Below are 13,609 nucleotides of genomic sequence, written 5' to 3'. Positions count from 1 at the left end.
CGATCAACGATCAGGGCTGTGTTTCCGTTGGCGGCTGAGCGCATCGATACAGTTTGAGCAATTGGTTCCTCAGACAGGAATCATTCCGCCCTTCGCTTAATTTCGCTCACTCGGACTTTCCTGTTTGAGGAGAGGAGTTAGATGCTAAACGATGACTTTCATTGAATGGGGTCTTTATGCGAATCAGCAATTTTGCAGCCTTCGCTGTCATCCTTTCGTGCTCGATCTCCGCCAAGGATCGGCAGATCCTTTGGGACAAAGTCGAAGCCGGTATGTCGATCGCCGAAGTTCATGCCGCGTACCCTCAGGGCGGCAAGATCAAGTGGCACGGGACCAAGCAGACCGAGATCGAAGACGTTGTGATCCTCGAAGGCTGTGAAGCTGAAGTGGAGATCCAGCATGCCAGCGGCTTTGTCGACGTGGTGAAGGTCAAGGGCAAAGGCTCGCTCGGTGGCCGGTGCGCCGATAAGGTCCTGACCGCACTCTCGGCCAAATACGGTCAGCCGGCAGTACAGAGAGAGCGGGGCGGCTCCATTCTTGCACGCCAAGGCGAGGTTTCCGTCTGGAGCAAGGACGGCGTGGCGATGCGGTTCAAGCAATACACCGGAAATGCTTTCGGCGGAGGCGGACTTGGCGCTGCAAGCTGGGAACTGGCTTATACGGCATCGGCGAGCGAGATCGCGCTTTAGATTGCTGCTGGGGGAAGGCTGAAGAAGATCGGGTCAGTCACCCACGACGCAAAACAAGCGATGGACCTCGGCGGCGTAAGTTCCGGGCACGATGTAGCTCGCTGGCGTCCAGCCGTAGGTCGAGTGGACGTCGCCGTTCGCCCTGAAAAAGGTGATTTGGGAGCGAGAGATCGTCTCAGCCTTACAGTCGATCGTGTACCGCCCCTTTGATTCTCGATAAGGTACGTCTGGATTGTTCTTGAAATAGCCTCTCATCCAGAAGGCCGGCTTCCGGTTGTGCTCTTGTCGGGCCGCTTGAAGGTCTTGCGCCCGTATCGCATAGTCCTCTCGCTGCCCCACATCCGCCAAGTTGATCCAGGTAGTCGCGTCGGGTGTGATGTCGAAGCCGTAGGGTGAGTTCCGGGCCACCCAATCCAGCCACGGGCTATCAGGAAAACGAGGCTCCTGAGCGGCAGTTGTCGCGGACACTAGGAAAAGCGCTACAGCCGTCGCACGGAACATCGCGTGAGCTCACCTTGGACAGTTGAAGTAGCAAGGAGGTTTCGGCGGGCTGTATGGCTGGTAGCCTGAAGACCGAGGCGGGCTGTAGGGGTTATGGGTTGGCTTCGGTGTTGCGTACGGGTCAACTGTCCCTTGTTTGCCAGTGTACGGATTGACGTTCGGCTTCGTCGACCAATTATCGAGCGTGGAGCTGTTCGGCGAACTTCGAACATGAGGCGCAACGTAGGTCCCGTCCTTCTTCACATATCCCCTAACGTGAACCTGTGCCGAAACGGGTGCTGTCAAACTCAAAGCTATGAGCGCCGCGACTGCATTACGCATTCTTCATCCCCTATTAGATTCGCGATCGGCCTGGCATTATCTGCTTACAACAACATAAGTACAAGATATGTCATTAATTTTATTCATCGCCGCTACCATCGTCCCCGCTGGCGAGAGGTTCACCTGCACCCCCACTCGTGTGTGGGATGGCGACGGTCCTATTTGGTGCGCCGAAGGGCCGCGCGTGCGCCTGTCAGGCGTCGCTGCGCGCGAAATCGACGGCTCATGCCGGGATGGCCAGCCTTGCCCTGCTGCGAGCGCCACAGATGCACGTGACGCGCTCGTGCGGCTGGTCGGGCGGGCCGCCGGCCGAAGTAGCGAGGGCCATGTTCTCGTCGCCGGGCCGACGATGACTTGCCGGTCGGACGGTTCGGCCGGGGGCAGTCGCACCGCTGCCTGGTGCGTGTCGCCTATCGGCGGGGATCTGAGCTGCGCGATGGTGCGCGGCGGCTGGGCGTTGCGTTGGAACAGGTATTGGCGCGGGCATCGGTGCCCATGAGGCAACGGGCTTGGCGGTATTGAGGGGTGACTTGCGCCACCCCCCATCCGCATCAGAAGCGAAAACCGACGCCTACAATCGCGCGGTTGATATCGGTGTCCATGTAGCGCTGGTACTGCAGGCTCACCAGCGCGTTCGCGCCCAGGTCAGTCTGGTAGCCCGCGCCGAGGACCCAGTCGTCAATGTCGAAGCCGGTTTCATAGGCATAGCCGAGGGTGCCGAACACCTTGCCGGTCTCGCCGACCTTGGCGCCCACGCGGGCATTCACGCCCAGTGTCGGATCGACAAAGTCGAAGTTCGTGTCAGCCACGCCTTCGACGCCGATGAATGCGCCGGTGCCGACGTCGAAATCGTGCCCGATGGCAACGCCGATCGTTTCGTCGGAGACACCGCAACACCACACGATGCCGCCCCGAACCTCGAGACGGGTCTCATTGGCGGCAGCCGGACTTGCGACGGCAGCAACAGTAGCGGCAGCAGCGGCCACCATAACCATAAAGCGCATGTAAATTCCTTGTGTTGTACTAGCTTATTGCCCTCCCAAGGGCGCTGCGCCGCTAGAAGCGAAGTGTTCGACAGGCAATGGATACTTGGAAGCTGGATCCGATAACGTTTGATAGTTGCACGAAGGCAACACGTCCAAGTTATTCGCCAAAGGACCAGTCATGCTTCTGCTAACAAATGTCAGGTTGTAGATCGTTCGCCTTGCGAAGCTCTCCACCCGACTTGAGGCCGAAGCCTGGGCCATCGTAGTAGCTTTGCTCCTCGGGATCGTCGTGCTCGCCAGGTCGTTCCTCGCATGAGCACGCCGACGCGTGACTGCGAGCCTCTCGCCCTCGCGCTCCATATCCAATTCTGGCACGGTGCGGACGGGCCGCGCGTCATCGCGGAGAAGATCGGCGCCTTCGCGTTGACCGGAAAGACTGAAGCAGTTGAGCTCTGGCGAGAGGTGGCGAGGCGGTACGAGGGACTGATCGCGGGCAGGGCATCCCTCAGGCGCGGGCGCGTAACGGTTACGACGAGGCGGGTGGGGCGGCTCATTTACAGGGGAAGGTTTCGATCAAGGCGTTCAACATAATGAGCCCAGCGGGAAGATCATCGAGATCCTTGTTCTCAGCAAGAAACCTCCTGAAGATGTCGACTGTTTGATCTGGCGTAAGCCCGAGCTTCTCAGGTTCACAAACAAGACGAGACTGTCCCCTGTCAGCCAGCTCAGTGTCGGCCCAACCGATGCCGATACTTACTCCGACCAAAAATATGGTTGCGCTTTCGCCTGTCGCGCCGCCGGTATCCAATAGAGCGATAAACTCCTTCGCCGTGCCTTCAGCATGCGCAGGTTGAGCAAAAATCAGCATCATGAAAGCAGCAGCGGCCATCATCGTCTTCTGAATCATCTCAGATGCTCCCTGTTTTCGGGCGCGGCGGCCTCGAAGAGCCGCGCCCGGTATATAGATATAGGTGTGTGTTGCCCGCAGTCACCCGCATAACTATCAACGACTTAAGACACCATTTCTCGCATTACCCGCAAGTGTCTTCCGCTACATTTCCCGCAACATTTCCCGCAATATCTGCAGCGGTTTCACGCAACCCAACGGCCGTCTTCCGATCGCTCCCTCGCCACGGCAACTCGCCCCGCTCGATCGCATCGAGCCGGAACAGCCGATCCATGGCTTTTTCCAGTCTGGCCTTCCCGATGCCCTTGGCTTCCGGCATTCCCGCGAATACGAGCGGGGCGAACGTCTTGCTGGACTTTTCGGAGACCGCGCGCTTCTGTCGTGTCCGCTCTCGTAGGCAGGCGAGAAATACTTCATTGTCGGTGACAGCGCGCTTCGTCTCCATGAACTCCCTCGCGCGATCGGGCGGCAACTCGTCTTCGCCGACGAAGGCCCAATCCTGCCAGAAGAAGCGCACCCGATCGCCTTTCTGAGCGTAGTTCGCTTTCCCGATGTTGAGGGTGCGTGCATCGGTCTCTGGATCGTGATTGATCGAAAAATGGGAGCGCACGGCGTTCAGCCAGGCAGTTGAGCCGCTGTAGCTGTCACCAGCCTTGTTTGGATGACCGAGCAGAACGATCGAGGCGTCGGTCTCGCATGCCAGGCGGTTGAGCAGGTTGACGAACCGGGTCACCTCGCCGCGATCGTTCTCGTTTCCAGCGAACAGGTGCGCCACGTTGTCGAGAAACGCGATCCGCGCGCCTGTCCGCTGCAGCGTCGCTACGAGGCGCTCGTATGAGGTCGTAGGGAGGACGCGGCCGTCCTGCGGGAAGGTGGCCAGTTCGCTGCCGATGTTGCCCCGCAGTGACGAAAGATGCAGCTTGCCTGCCAGTGCGCTCATTGGAGAACCGAGTGCTTTGCAGATGTGTTCCTGGCGCCAGTGAAGCTGTTCGGCATCGTCCTCACAAGTGATGTAGATCGCTGGCGTCGGCTCGATCATGAAGCCGAGGGTTTCCCTGCCGGCGGCTGCGGCCGTGGCGAGCTGTTGCGCGAGCAAGCTCTTGCCCGCCGAGCCTGGACCGGTGAACAGGGTGACCTCACCTGCCGGCGCCAGACGTTCGATAACGAACCGCTTGGGGGATGCCTTGGACTTGGCCATCTCTGCGAGATCGAGAGTAGCGAAAGCCTCGTGCGCTGCTGGGGACTCGATCGTGTCGCAGGAGATCGGGTCGAAGCCAGGGCGCAGGAGCATGCTCTCGTCGCGCATCCGGGCGTATTCTCTGCCGGTATAATCGGCAGCCCAAGCCTCAAGTGACGCGAGATCCGCTTGAGCGTCCGCGTCTGTGAATACCTCGCTCATTTCCCCGCTCCCAACGTGTCGAGCTTCTCGGCTTGCATGGCTGTCAGCATGGGCCGGGTGCAGAACTTGGTGAGATCGTCGAGAGCGGCCGGCGCGTAGAGTACCTCGGTCGCATAATCGGACGCGAACCAAGCCAGCTGCCGGGCCATGTTGCTCTCGGTCGCCGAGATCATTGCCGCCGCTGCATTGCGCAGGCTTCGCAGCTTCGCGCGCCGCGCATACTCCTCCTGGCCGATCGTCGGCAGGAAGGTGCGAATGTCTTCGCGTTCAAATGCTGTGGGCGTGCTCATGCGTCGACCACCATCATCGGCACGCCGACGCTCGCCAGGAAGGCGTTCCGCTCGCGCAGGTAGTGGGGCATGATGGCCCTCGCTTGCGCACCCTTCGGCACATCCGGGGACCATCGGCATTCGAAGCCGCATCCGAGCTTGAGATCGAACTCCACGGTGCAGCCGTTCGGCAGCTTGATCGTCCTGCGATAGCGGGCCGCGTTCATGCCGCATGCCCGCCTGGCCAGTCGCCACTAGGCCTGCCGTACCGGCGTTGCGGCCCGATTTCGTATTCCTCGACAATGGGCAGGCCATTCCGAACGTCGACGCTCAAGAGCGCATCACGGACCAGCCAGCGCGTTCCCGGAGGTGTCCTGAAGCCTGTCGTCCAATTGTCGCCGACAAAGAAGCCTTGCCAGAGGTCACCCTCCCCCGGGACGCGCTTGAGAAAGATCGCCCGCAGGGGCTGCACTGGAAAGCGGATGAGGTTGGTGCGCGCTTTCATGGCCGCACCTGATGCGCGAGGCTTAGGTCGCGCGTTACCGCCGTGAGTGACGCGAAAGGCACCAAGCATTGCGCGGGGTCGCTGATCAGAGTATGCCCGAAGCGTCCCGCCAGAGACATTCCGAGCCGCCGTCCCTTCCCAGGGCGGCGGTTTCGCGCTTCAGGGGGCGAAACCCCTTTCAGGCTGCGCATCGCTCACGCTGCCTCACTGGTCGACTGAAAGCGGTTCGCTTCTTTCCAGGCCTCGATATCGGCCGGATCGTACAAGATACGCCGCCCAGCCTTGATGAATTTCGGCCCGACGCCTTTGACGCGCCAATTCTCGAGCGTACCTGACGAGACGCCAGCGCGGGGAGCCGCTGCTCTTGTGTCGAGGAGATCGTTCATAGCCGTTTCCACATTGGCCATCCGCCTCGGATGGCTTCCAGTGGGCACAGGTTATGACCGATTACCGCGGGTGGATATTTGGCGGGTTAGGCGGGTTGTCTTGCCAGAGATCGAGCGGGTATCAGGCTGATTGCGCAGCGGATTCCCCGGCGACGATGAGCGGAACAACATTCGTTTTTTCGCGGGCAGTCAGCAGTCCATTGACGTGATCCGACCACGCTTGGAGCGCCGTCCGTTTTTCCGGATCCCAATCGTGCCGCTGATAGACGCCGGCCACGCCCGAGCGAGATCCCGACACGTGATTTAGGATTGCCTCCGTCACTTCAAAGCGCACCCCGAGGCGCTGCATTCCAGTCGCCAGCGTTCGGCGCAGGTCATGCAGAGTCCAACGCTCGAGTGCTTCGCCATCGTTTAGTTCAGCGATCTTCGCGTCCAGCTTCTTCTTCGCCCTGGAGAAGCCAGAAAACGGCACCTTGCCCGTCGACGAAATCACCCAGCCTCGCCGCGGCCACTTGTCGCCCTTCGAAAGTGAAGACAGGACCGCGATCGCACCCAAAGACAGAGGCGTATCGACCGGCTGGCCATTCTTCGCCCGATCTCCGGGAAGCTTCCAGATTGCGTCTCCTTGGCGCAGCTCCGCCCAGGGCAGGCCAGCGACCTCTTCGCGCCGTTGCCCTGTGAGCATGAGGAGCCGCACCATCGAACCGAACGGATGGCCCAGCGCAACGGCGCCCCGCCAGATCAACGCAAGCTCCCAATCCTCGAGAACGCGATCGCGCGCGGCCGGCAGGGGAGGGGGTTTCATGCCTTCCATCGGCGACCGATCAAGATCGCCTTCGCTGACCGCATGCCGGAACAGGTAACGCAAGACTGCAAAGAGCTTGCTGGCAAGCGCCGGCATCTTCTTCACCGGCCGCATGAGTGTCGCGATATCGGCGCGAGTGATCTCAGGTAGGGACTTCGACCTGAGATCGGGAAGGGCATATGTCCGCAGCATCGCTTCGACCTCGCTCGCTGAGCCCTTCCAATTCGCGGCGAGGCAATCCCGCGCGAAGTCGTCGAGGTAGGTAGGGAATGCCAGATCAATCGCCTGCCGCCTTCGGTGCACTTTTGCCGCTTGAGGATCGATATCCTGAGCCACCAACATCGCCAGCCGCTCGGCTTCCTTGCGCGCGGCGTCAGCGGTCAGGGCGCCATGCTTGCCGATCGTGTACCGCCGCACCTTCGCGCCGCGTCCGCCAAGCCGGTATTGGTAGAGATAGACTTTGCTGCCGGCCGGAGTGACCTTGAGCCCGAACCCGGTGATCCTGTCGTCCCAAAGGAATGTGTCGCGAGTGTCCGTACCCTGCCCGTCAACCGCCGACTTGGTGATCCTGCCCGTTGCCATGTGATTGCTAGTTCCATTTCTAGCAATCACGATAGCGGGAAGGTGCGTGAACATCAATGGAACAGCGGGAAGCCAACTTCTAGGAAAGCAAGGCGGGAAGAGACTGTCGCCGAGATGAGGGTCACGACATTCGTAATGATGGGGTCACAGGTTCGAGTCCTGTAAGCGCACCACCACCTTCATGCACGGTTGAGGGACGTCGCATTCGGGCGGGAAGTGCCGGGTGCGGGATCGACGCAGGTGGACCGCCTCAAGTTGACCGAGGCGCCCGGGGTCCTATGTCGGCGGCCATGCATCCGCGCACCGACCTTCCGCCGCCGCCCCCTCTGGACAGTCTGCTGGGCGAAGGCCCGGTCTCGCTGTTCCTCGATTTCGACGGGACGCTGGTTTCGCTGGCCGGTCATCCCGACCATATCGCGGTCCCGGATCGCCTGGCCGGGCTGTTCACCGACCTCTCAGAAAGACTCGGCGGACGGCTCGCGCTGGTCAGCGGGCGGTCGATCGCCGATCTAGAGCGCCACTGCGGGCCGCTGGCGATCGCCTGCGCAGGATCGCATGGTGGCGAGCGCCGCCTGGGCGCGGGGGAACCGATTGCGCGCAGCGGCGTCGTTCCCGTTGCAGTGCAACATGAATTGGCTCAATTTGCCCGCGACGCCGGCCTGGTCCATGAAGACAAGACGCTCGGCACTGCCCTCCACTGGCGCATGGCCCCCGATTGGGAAGAGCGTGCGCAGGCGTTCGTCGACGAACTGGCCGACAGCCACGGCCTCACCGTAAAGCGCGGGAAATGCGTCGCTGAAATCGTCGCGCCGGGCATCGACAAGGGGCGGGCGGTAGCGGCGCTGATGGCCGAGCGGCCCTTCGCGGGCAGCCGGCCGGTCTTCGTCGGCGATGACGTGACCGACGAGGACGGGTTCGAGGCGTGCGAGGCACTGGGCGGCTTCGGTATCGCCGTTGGCGAGCGGGTGTCGCGGGTCGCCCGCCATGCCCTGTCGGGACCCGACGAAGTGCTTGAATGGCTGGAGGCTTGATGAAGGAACCCACCCTCGAACTTTGGCCGGTTGGCAACTGCCAGGTGTCCGGTCTGATCGATGACGAGGCCGGGCTCGTCTGGGGGTGCGTGCCCCGGGTAGACGGAGACCCGGTGTTCTGCGCGCTCGTCAATGGCGAGCGTCAGGATGTGGGGGTGTGGCGCTTTGCACTCGAGGACCAGGTTTCCGCGACCCAGCGCTATGTGCGCAATACGCCGATCCTCGTCACCCGGCTGGAAGCCAGGGACGGCAGCGCGGTCGAGATCAGCGATTTCTGCCCGCGGTTCGAGCGGTCGGGCCGGATGTACCGTCCGGTCGCGTTCGTCCGCATCGTGCGCCCTGTCGCGGGTGCGCCGCGATTGCTGGTCAACCTTACACCGATGCACGGATACGGTGCGCGGGTCGCTCCGGCGACGACGGGCACCAACCATGTGCGTTTCCTCACAGGCGAGCACTCGCTGCGCCTGAGCACCGATGCGCCGGTGGGCACGGTCCTCGAGGGGCGCGCCTACCGGGTCGAGAGCGACCAGCACTTCTTCTTCGGTCCGGACGAGCCGTTCAGCGGCAACATTCGGGCCGAGGTGCGCCAGATGGAGGAGCAGACCCGCAAGTACTGGCAGCTGTGGGTCCGCAGCCTCGCGACGCCGCTCGAATGGCAGGACGAGGTGATCCGCTGCGCGATCACGCTCAAGCTGTGCCAGCACGAGGAAACCGGCGCGATCGTCGCTGCGCTGACGACATCGGTGCCCGAAGCTCCGGGAAGCCAGCGGAACTGGGACTATCGTTACTGCTGGATCCGCGATTCGTACTACACCGTGCAGGCGCTCAACCGCCTCGGCGCGCTCGACGTGCTGGAAAAGTACCTCGCATACCTGCGCAACATCATCGACGATTCGCGAGGCGGGCGGATCCAGCCGCTCTACTCGGTCATGGGCGACGCCCAGCTCACGGAATGGACGGCCGACGATCTGGCCGGGTATCGCGGCATGGGACCGGTGCGGATCGGGAACGCGGCCTACCACCAGGTCCAGCACGACTGTTACGGCCAGATCGTCGTCCCGACGGCGCAGGCGTTCTTCGACCGGCGCCTGCTGCGCATGGCCGACGACCGCGATTTCGCCCACCTCGAGGAAGTCGGCGAGATGGCTTGGGCGATGCACGACCAGCCGGATGCGGGCCTGTGGGAATTTCGCACGCGACAGGAAGTGCATACTTACTCGGCGGTGATGAGCTGGGCCGCGTGCGACCGGCTGGCAAACGTCGCCCATCACCTTGGCAAGACAGACCGCGCGGCTTTCTGGAACGAGCGCGCGCGGTCCATTCGGGAGACGATCGAGCGCGAGGCATGGGTCGATAATGACGAGGGCGGGCACTACGGCGCCAGTTTCGAGAGCGACTATCTCGATGCGAGTCTGCTCCAGCTCCTCGAGCTGCGGTTTTCGGACGCCGACGATCCGCGCTTCCGTACGACCTTCGCTCAGGTAGAAAGGGCGCTGCGGCGCGGCGAACACATGCTGCGCTACGCCAAGGAAGACGATTTCGGCGCGCCCGAGACCGCTTTCAACATCTGCACCTTCTGGCTTATCGACGCGCTCGCCCGGTCCGACCGCAAGGACGAGGCGCGCGAACTGTTCACCGCGATGCTCGGCCACACGACGGCTTCGGGCCTCCTGTCCGAGGACATGGACTTCGAAACCGGCGAACTGTGGGGGAACTTCCCGCAAACCTATTCGCTGGTCGGAGTGATCAATTGCGCCGGCCTGCTTTCGAAAAACTGGAACACGGTGCGGTGAGCCGGCTCGTCGTCGTCTCGAATCGCGTGGCGGTGCCCAGTGCGCGCGGGGCGGCTGGGGCGCAGGGCGGCCTCGCCGGAGCGCTCGATGCCGCACTGAATGCGCATGGCGGGCTGTGGTTCGGCTGGTCGGGCGAGGAACAGGCCGATCCCTCGCCCGAGCCCGCGATGCAGACGCGCGGCAACGTCACCTTCGCCACGATCGACCTGTCTCCGCAGGACGTCCAGGAATACTACTACGGCTATGCGAACGAGACGCTCTGGCCGCTGTTCCATTACCGGCTCGACCTGGCGCGCTTCGAACTCGCAACCGGACGCGGGTACGAGCGGGTCAACGAGCTGTTTGCCGACGCTCTGACGCCGCTGGTCGAAGCCGACGACCTTGTCTGGGTGCACGACTATCACCTCATCCCGCTGGGCGAGAACCTGCGGCGGCGGGGGGTGAAGAACCGGATGGGGTTCTTCCTTCACATTCCGTGGCCGCCGACCCGCCTGCTGGTGTCGTTGCCGTTTCACCAGCGGCTGGTGCGCTCGCTGCTCAACTATGACGTGGTCGGCTTTCAGTGCGAGGAATGGCTCGAGAGTTTCTATCACTACTGCGAACACGAACTCGGCGCGAAGGTCGACGAGACGACGGGCACGATCAGGCTGCGGGGGCGCACCACGATCGCACGTGCCTACCCGATCGGCATCGATTTCGATCACCTGACGGCGCAGGCGCAGACCGGCGCAGCACGGCAGATGGCACAGCGCGTGATCGCCAGCACCCGCCACCGCACGGCGATGATCGGGGTCGACCGGCTCGACTACTCAAAGGGCCTGCCCGAGCGGATCGAGGGCATCGCCCGCTTTTTCGACCGGTATCCCGAGCGCGTTTCCGATCTCGTGTACATACAAATCGCGCCGCCCAGCCGGGAGGCGATCGGATCGTATCAGCAGATCCGGGCGGAACTCGAACAGAAGACCGGCCAGATCAACGGCGCCCACAGCCGGGTCGACACGGTGCCTATCCGCTACGTTAACCAGGGGCACTCGCTGGCCGAGTTGACCGGGGTCTACTATGCCTCGAAGATCGGACTGGTGACGCCGCTGCGCGACGGGATGAACCTCGTTGCGAAGGAATACGTCGCGGCGCAGGATCCCGAAGACCCTGGCGCCCTCATCCTCAGTCGCTTCGCCGGCGCGGCACAGCAGCTGACCGAAGCCCTGCTCGTCAACCCGCACAGCCCCGACGACATTGCCTCGGCCATCCGTGATGCGCTCGACATGCCCCGCGACGAACGCATTGCCCGCTGGAAGCCGATGCTCGAATGCGTGCGCGACGAGAATATCCAGCGCTGGACCGCCGACATCCTGCGGGACCTGAGGGGCTGAACCGGATTGCGTCCGCTGAAGGGGCGCCGGGATCCCGCTCCCTTCAGCGAAAATGGCGTTTCAGGCTGGCGACAATTTCCGATGCCAGCGAAGGCTCGATCTCGCGGTTCCAGCAGGCGTAGGCGGGAAAGGGAAAACGCGGCACGGACGCCACCAGCTTCAATGTGCCCGCCGCGAGTTGTCGGGAGACGCTCCGCAGGGGCATATAACCGGCCATCCGATGGACGATCAGCCAGTCCGCCGAGCGTCCGCCGAGATCGAGAATGAGGCCCGTTTCCGGTGCAAGGTCCAGCCGGCTGGCGATTTCGACGCCGACGCCCTCTCCCCACTCGACCCGGACGTAATCACTGCGCCAGTTGTCCGGCTCACCCGCCGTGACCATGACAAGCTGGTCGTCGAACAGGGGCTCCGATCCGATATCGCGCTTGAATACCGGGTCATACAACACCGCGATGTCGAGAAACCCTTCGGAAAGGTCGCGATTGAGCCGCGCGGAGGCTCCGCTGGTCACGCGCCAGGCAAGGTCGGGAAACGATGCGCGAATAACGGAGAACCAGCCGAGCAAGCCCTGATCCCACAGCGTGTATTGCCCGCCGAAAGCTATCGAACGGGAGAAGCGCTCGGGAAGCGCGACCTCGTGCCGTGCGATATCGAGCGCGCGGACGGCCTGTGCGGCGGGGGGGATGAACTTCCTCCCCGCAGCCGTCAGTCGGCATCCCCGCTTGTCTCGCTCGAACAATCGCACCCCCAGTCGATGCTCGAGCTGCTTGATTCGCTCGGTGACACTCGATGGGCTGGCGTTCACTCGCTGCGCTGCGCCCGCGAAGCTTCCGGTGGCCGCCGCGGCGAGAAACGTACGTAGCGAGACGATATCCATTTGAATTCGGATATTGCAAATTCAAGGTTCAGACAATTCCGTTTTTACGCATTGAGGAGTCGGGCTACCCCGAGCAGAGACGTTTCGGGAGGTAATAGGATGAAATCGGTCTTCGGGTCTGTCGCGATCTTGCTTGCGACCGTCGGGATGCCGGCGACCGCCGCGGCACAGGATGCCATGCCCGCTCCCCAGATCATCGTAATCGGCAAGTACCAGAAGGACTGGGACAAGGGCAGCAAGCTCGAGGCCGAGGGCTTGGTCGCGCTCGAGAAGGCCAAGAAGGACCTCGTGCGATACAGTGCCGACGTGGTCGACGCGCAGAATAAGCGAGACGGGTCCCGCGCCCGGTCGGAACACGCAGCTGCAGAGTTCCGCAAGCTGACTTCGAACATCACGTATTTCAGCGATGCCGAAGAGGCTGCACGCTGGGCGCGCCAGGTGGAGAAGGCCGCCAGCCAATGGGCAAAATACGCCGAACGTCGAGGGGATGGCCGCAAGGAACTCGATGCCGCGACGAGGAAGCAGTCCCAGGCCCAGTCAGCGGTCGACAAGGCGCAGGCGAAGGTCGACCGCGGCCGGGCAATGAAGGCCGAAGCCGAGCGCTTGAGCCGCATCGACGGGCGAGGATGACATGATCTCTCGCCTTCTCTCGATCCAATGGAGATGAGCCGTGTTCAAGAAGAAGTCGATCCAACCGATGATCGAGGAGAGGCCAGCGCAGCCCAGGCCAGGTGGTGCAGTCGATCACATAAGCGCGGTAACCGGCCTGGTCGTACTCGGATTCGGCATCGCCCAGCCGATCGCTCCGCTCGTCATGGCACCTATCACCGGATTCGAACCGGGTATCGCTTCCGACGTTCTGGCCCTGCAATGGGCGGCGCTTGGCGGTCTGCTGGCAGTCGGGGGTTTGATACGGAGCCGGGTCGTGGCCATCTTCGCCGCGGAATACCTCGTGATCACGGCCCTGGCAGCCCTCGCGGTGACATTGATCCGAGGGCCCGATCCCGTCGCGTTGCTTATGCACGGAACCATGGCTTTCCTCGCGTTCACCAGCAGCGGTTTTGCGCGCCTTACCGACAAGGCCGATCTCAAGCGCGAACTGCGCCTGTTGCGCGAGCACGCCGAGACCGGGAACGGGGGGGGTGTTCCCCTGGCCACGGAGAAGCGGGATGCATAGGGCGATCG

General features: G+C 62.7%; 17 protein-coding genes. 8 read left to right on the top strand and 9 right to left on the bottom strand.

Translation table 11 applies throughout. The features are described 5' to 3' along the window. Positions 1-176: 176 nt before the first annotated feature. Positions 177-689, top strand: coding sequence for a hypothetical protein (locus ACPV3N_RS06395; protein ID WP_440115851.1), 513 nt, complete (start codon positions 177-179; stop codon positions 687-689). A gap of 889 nt (positions 690-1,578) precedes the next feature. Then, positions 1,579-2,010 carry a thermonuclease family protein gene (locus tag ACPV3N_RS06390; protein WP_440115849.1) on the top strand — a complete coding sequence of 144 codons (432 nt, stop codon included), beginning with the start codon at positions 1,579-1,581 and terminating at the stop codon, positions 2,008-2,010. Between the two features lie 52 nt (positions 2,011-2,062). On the opposite strand, the gene ACPV3N_RS06385 is transcribed toward ACPV3N_RS06390, so the two are convergent. Further along, positions 2,063-2,515, bottom strand: a complete 453-nt coding sequence (locus ACPV3N_RS06385) for an outer membrane protein (protein ID WP_440115847.1) — start codon at positions 2,513-2,515, stop codon at positions 2,063-2,065. Positions 2,516-2,809: 294 nt separating this feature from the next. On the opposite strand from ACPV3N_RS06385, the gene ACPV3N_RS06380 reads away from it, so the two are divergent. After that, entirely contained in the window at positions 2,810-3,088 is a 279-nt protein-coding gene (locus tag ACPV3N_RS06380; protein ID WP_440115845.1) for a DUF6961 family protein, read from the top strand. Here ACPV3N_RS06380 and ACPV3N_RS06375 read toward each other — a convergent pair. From ACPV3N_RS06375 to ACPV3N_RS06345, 7 genes are all read right to left on the bottom strand, one after another. Continuing rightward, positions 3,048-3,404: a Rap1a/Tai family immunity protein gene (locus tag ACPV3N_RS06375; RefSeq protein ID WP_440115843.1), complete on the bottom strand. Its 357-nt coding sequence runs from the start codon at positions 3,402-3,404 to the stop codon at positions 3,048-3,050. The two genes, ACPV3N_RS06380 and ACPV3N_RS06375, sit on opposite strands and share 41 nt — an antisense overlap. Before the next feature lie 124 nt (positions 3,405-3,528). Then, positions 3,529-4,803, bottom strand: coding sequence for an AAA family ATPase (locus tag ACPV3N_RS06370; protein ID WP_440115841.1), 1,275 nt, complete (start codon positions 4,801-4,803; stop codon positions 3,529-3,531). Further along, the gene (locus ACPV3N_RS06365) at positions 4,800-5,093 is read right to left on the bottom strand and encodes a hypothetical protein (protein WP_440115839.1); all 294 of its coding nucleotides are present in this window, start codon (positions 5,091-5,093) and stop codon (positions 4,800-4,802) included. The genes ACPV3N_RS06370 and ACPV3N_RS06365 overlap by 4 nt, the downstream gene beginning before the upstream one ends. Next, complete coding sequence (locus tag ACPV3N_RS06360; RefSeq protein ID WP_440115837.1) at positions 5,090-5,299, bottom strand: hypothetical protein; 210 nt, start codon at positions 5,297-5,299, stop codon at positions 5,090-5,092. Before ACPV3N_RS06360 ends, ACPV3N_RS06365 begins: the two co-directional genes overlap by 4 nt. Continuing rightward, entirely contained in the window at positions 5,296-5,577 is a 282-nt protein-coding gene (locus ACPV3N_RS06355) for a hypothetical protein (RefSeq protein ID WP_440115835.1), read from the bottom strand. Before ACPV3N_RS06355 ends, ACPV3N_RS06360 begins: the two co-directional genes overlap by 4 nt. A gap of 194 nt (positions 5,578-5,771) precedes the next feature. Then, positions 5,772-5,963 (bottom strand): helix-turn-helix transcriptional regulator, encoded by a 192-nt coding sequence (locus ACPV3N_RS06350; RefSeq protein WP_440115833.1) that lies wholly within the window; start codon positions 5,961-5,963, stop codon positions 5,772-5,774. Positions 5,964-6,084: 121 nt separating this feature from the next. Then, entirely contained in the window at positions 6,085-7,350 is a 1,266-nt protein-coding gene (locus ACPV3N_RS06345; RefSeq protein WP_440115831.1) for a tyrosine-type recombinase/integrase, read from the bottom strand. A gap of 290 nt (positions 7,351-7,640) precedes the next feature. On the opposite strand from ACPV3N_RS06345, the gene otsB reads away from it, so the two are divergent. From otsB to ACPV3N_RS06330, 3 genes are read left to right on the top strand one after another with little or no spacing between them, the layout of a single operon-like run. Next, complete coding sequence (gene otsB, locus ACPV3N_RS06340; RefSeq protein WP_440115829.1) at positions 7,641-8,381, top strand: trehalose-phosphatase; 741 nt, start codon at positions 7,641-7,643, stop codon at positions 8,379-8,381. Beyond that, positions 8,381-10,174, top strand: a complete 1,794-nt coding sequence (locus ACPV3N_RS06335; RefSeq protein ID WP_440115827.1) for a glycoside hydrolase family 15 protein — start codon at positions 8,381-8,383, stop codon at positions 10,172-10,174. The genes otsB and ACPV3N_RS06335 overlap by 1 nt, the downstream gene beginning before the upstream one ends. After that, complete coding sequence (locus ACPV3N_RS06330; protein ID WP_440115825.1) at positions 10,171-11,547, top strand: alpha,alpha-trehalose-phosphate synthase (UDP-forming); 1,377 nt, start codon at positions 10,171-10,173, stop codon at positions 11,545-11,547. Before ACPV3N_RS06335 ends, ACPV3N_RS06330 begins: the two co-directional genes overlap by 4 nt. Positions 11,548-11,590: 43 nt before the next feature. Here the strand turns inward: ACPV3N_RS06330 and ACPV3N_RS06325 are convergent, their stop codons facing one another. After that, positions 11,591-12,424, bottom strand: a complete 834-nt coding sequence (locus ACPV3N_RS06325; protein WP_440115823.1) for a LysR family transcriptional regulator — start codon at positions 12,422-12,424, stop codon at positions 11,591-11,593. A gap of 99 nt (positions 12,425-12,523) precedes the next feature. On the opposite strand from ACPV3N_RS06325, the gene ACPV3N_RS06320 reads away from it, so the two are divergent. Both ACPV3N_RS06320 and ACPV3N_RS06315 read left to right on the top strand, forming a co-directional pair. After that, entirely contained in the window at positions 12,524-13,054 is a 531-nt protein-coding gene (locus tag ACPV3N_RS06320; protein WP_440115821.1) for a hypothetical protein, read from the top strand. 40 nt (positions 13,055-13,094) lie between these two features. Then, positions 13,095-13,601, top strand: a complete 507-nt coding sequence (locus ACPV3N_RS06315) for a hypothetical protein (protein ID WP_440115819.1) — start codon at positions 13,095-13,097, stop codon at positions 13,599-13,601. The last annotated feature ends 8 nt before the right edge of the window (positions 13,602-13,609 follow it).

The sequence above is a fragment of the Tsuneonella sediminis genome (assembly GCF_051912845.1).
GTDB lineage: Bacteria > Pseudomonadota > Alphaproteobacteria > Sphingomonadales > Sphingomonadaceae > Tsuneonella > Tsuneonella sediminis.
This window is presented reverse-complemented; position numbering and strand designations above follow the sequence as displayed.

Bases quoted from the DNA above. Each gene is read 5' to 3' on its own strand.
- ACPV3N_RS06385 (WP_440115847.1), bottom strand. From the start codon at position 2,515: ATGCGCTTTATGGTTATGGTGGCCGCTGCTGCCGCTACTGTTGCTGCC.
- ACPV3N_RS06395 (WP_440115851.1), top strand. From the start codon at position 177: ATGCGAATCAGCAATTTTGCAGCCTTCGCTGTCATCCTTTCGTGCTCG.
- ACPV3N_RS06375 (WP_440115843.1), bottom strand. From the start codon at position 3,404: ATGATTCAGAAGACGATGATGGCCGCTGCTGCTTTCATGATGCTGATT.
- ACPV3N_RS06380 (WP_440115845.1), top strand. From the start codon at position 2,810: ATGAGCACGCCGACGCGTGACTGCGAGCCTCTCGCCCTCGCGCTCCAT.
- ACPV3N_RS06335 (WP_440115827.1), top strand. From the start codon at position 8,381: ATGAAGGAACCCACCCTCGAACTTTGGCCGGTTGGCAACTGCCAGGTG.
- ACPV3N_RS06345 (WP_440115831.1), bottom strand. From the start codon at position 7,350: ATGGCAACGGGCAGGATCACCAAGTCGGCGGTTGACGGGCAGGGTACG.
- ACPV3N_RS06320 (WP_440115821.1), top strand. From the start codon at position 12,524: ATGAAATCGGTCTTCGGGTCTGTCGCGATCTTGCTTGCGACCGTCGGG.
- ACPV3N_RS06325 (WP_440115823.1), bottom strand. From the start codon at position 12,424: ATGGATATCGTCTCGCTACGTACGTTTCTCGCCGCGGCGGCCACCGGA.
- ACPV3N_RS06365 (WP_440115839.1), bottom strand. From the start codon at position 5,093: ATGAGCACGCCCACAGCATTTGAACGCGAAGACATTCGCACCTTCCTG.
- ACPV3N_RS06350 (WP_440115833.1), bottom strand. From the start codon at position 5,963: ATGAACGATCTCCTCGACACAAGAGCAGCGGCTCCCCGCGCTGGCGTC.
- ACPV3N_RS06390 (WP_440115849.1), top strand. From the start codon at position 1,579: ATGTCATTAATTTTATTCATCGCCGCTACCATCGTCCCCGCTGGCGAG.
- ACPV3N_RS06360 (WP_440115837.1), bottom strand. From the start codon at position 5,299: ATGAACGCGGCCCGCTATCGCAGGACGATCAAGCTGCCGAACGGCTGC.
- ACPV3N_RS06370 (WP_440115841.1), bottom strand. From the start codon at position 4,803: ATGAGCGAGGTATTCACAGACGCGGACGCTCAAGCGGATCTCGCGTCA.
- ACPV3N_RS06355 (WP_440115835.1), bottom strand. From the start codon at position 5,577: ATGAAAGCGCGCACCAACCTCATCCGCTTTCCAGTGCAGCCCCTGCGG.
- otsB (WP_440115829.1), top strand. From the start codon at position 7,641: ATGCATCCGCGCACCGACCTTCCGCCGCCGCCCCCTCTGGACAGTCTG.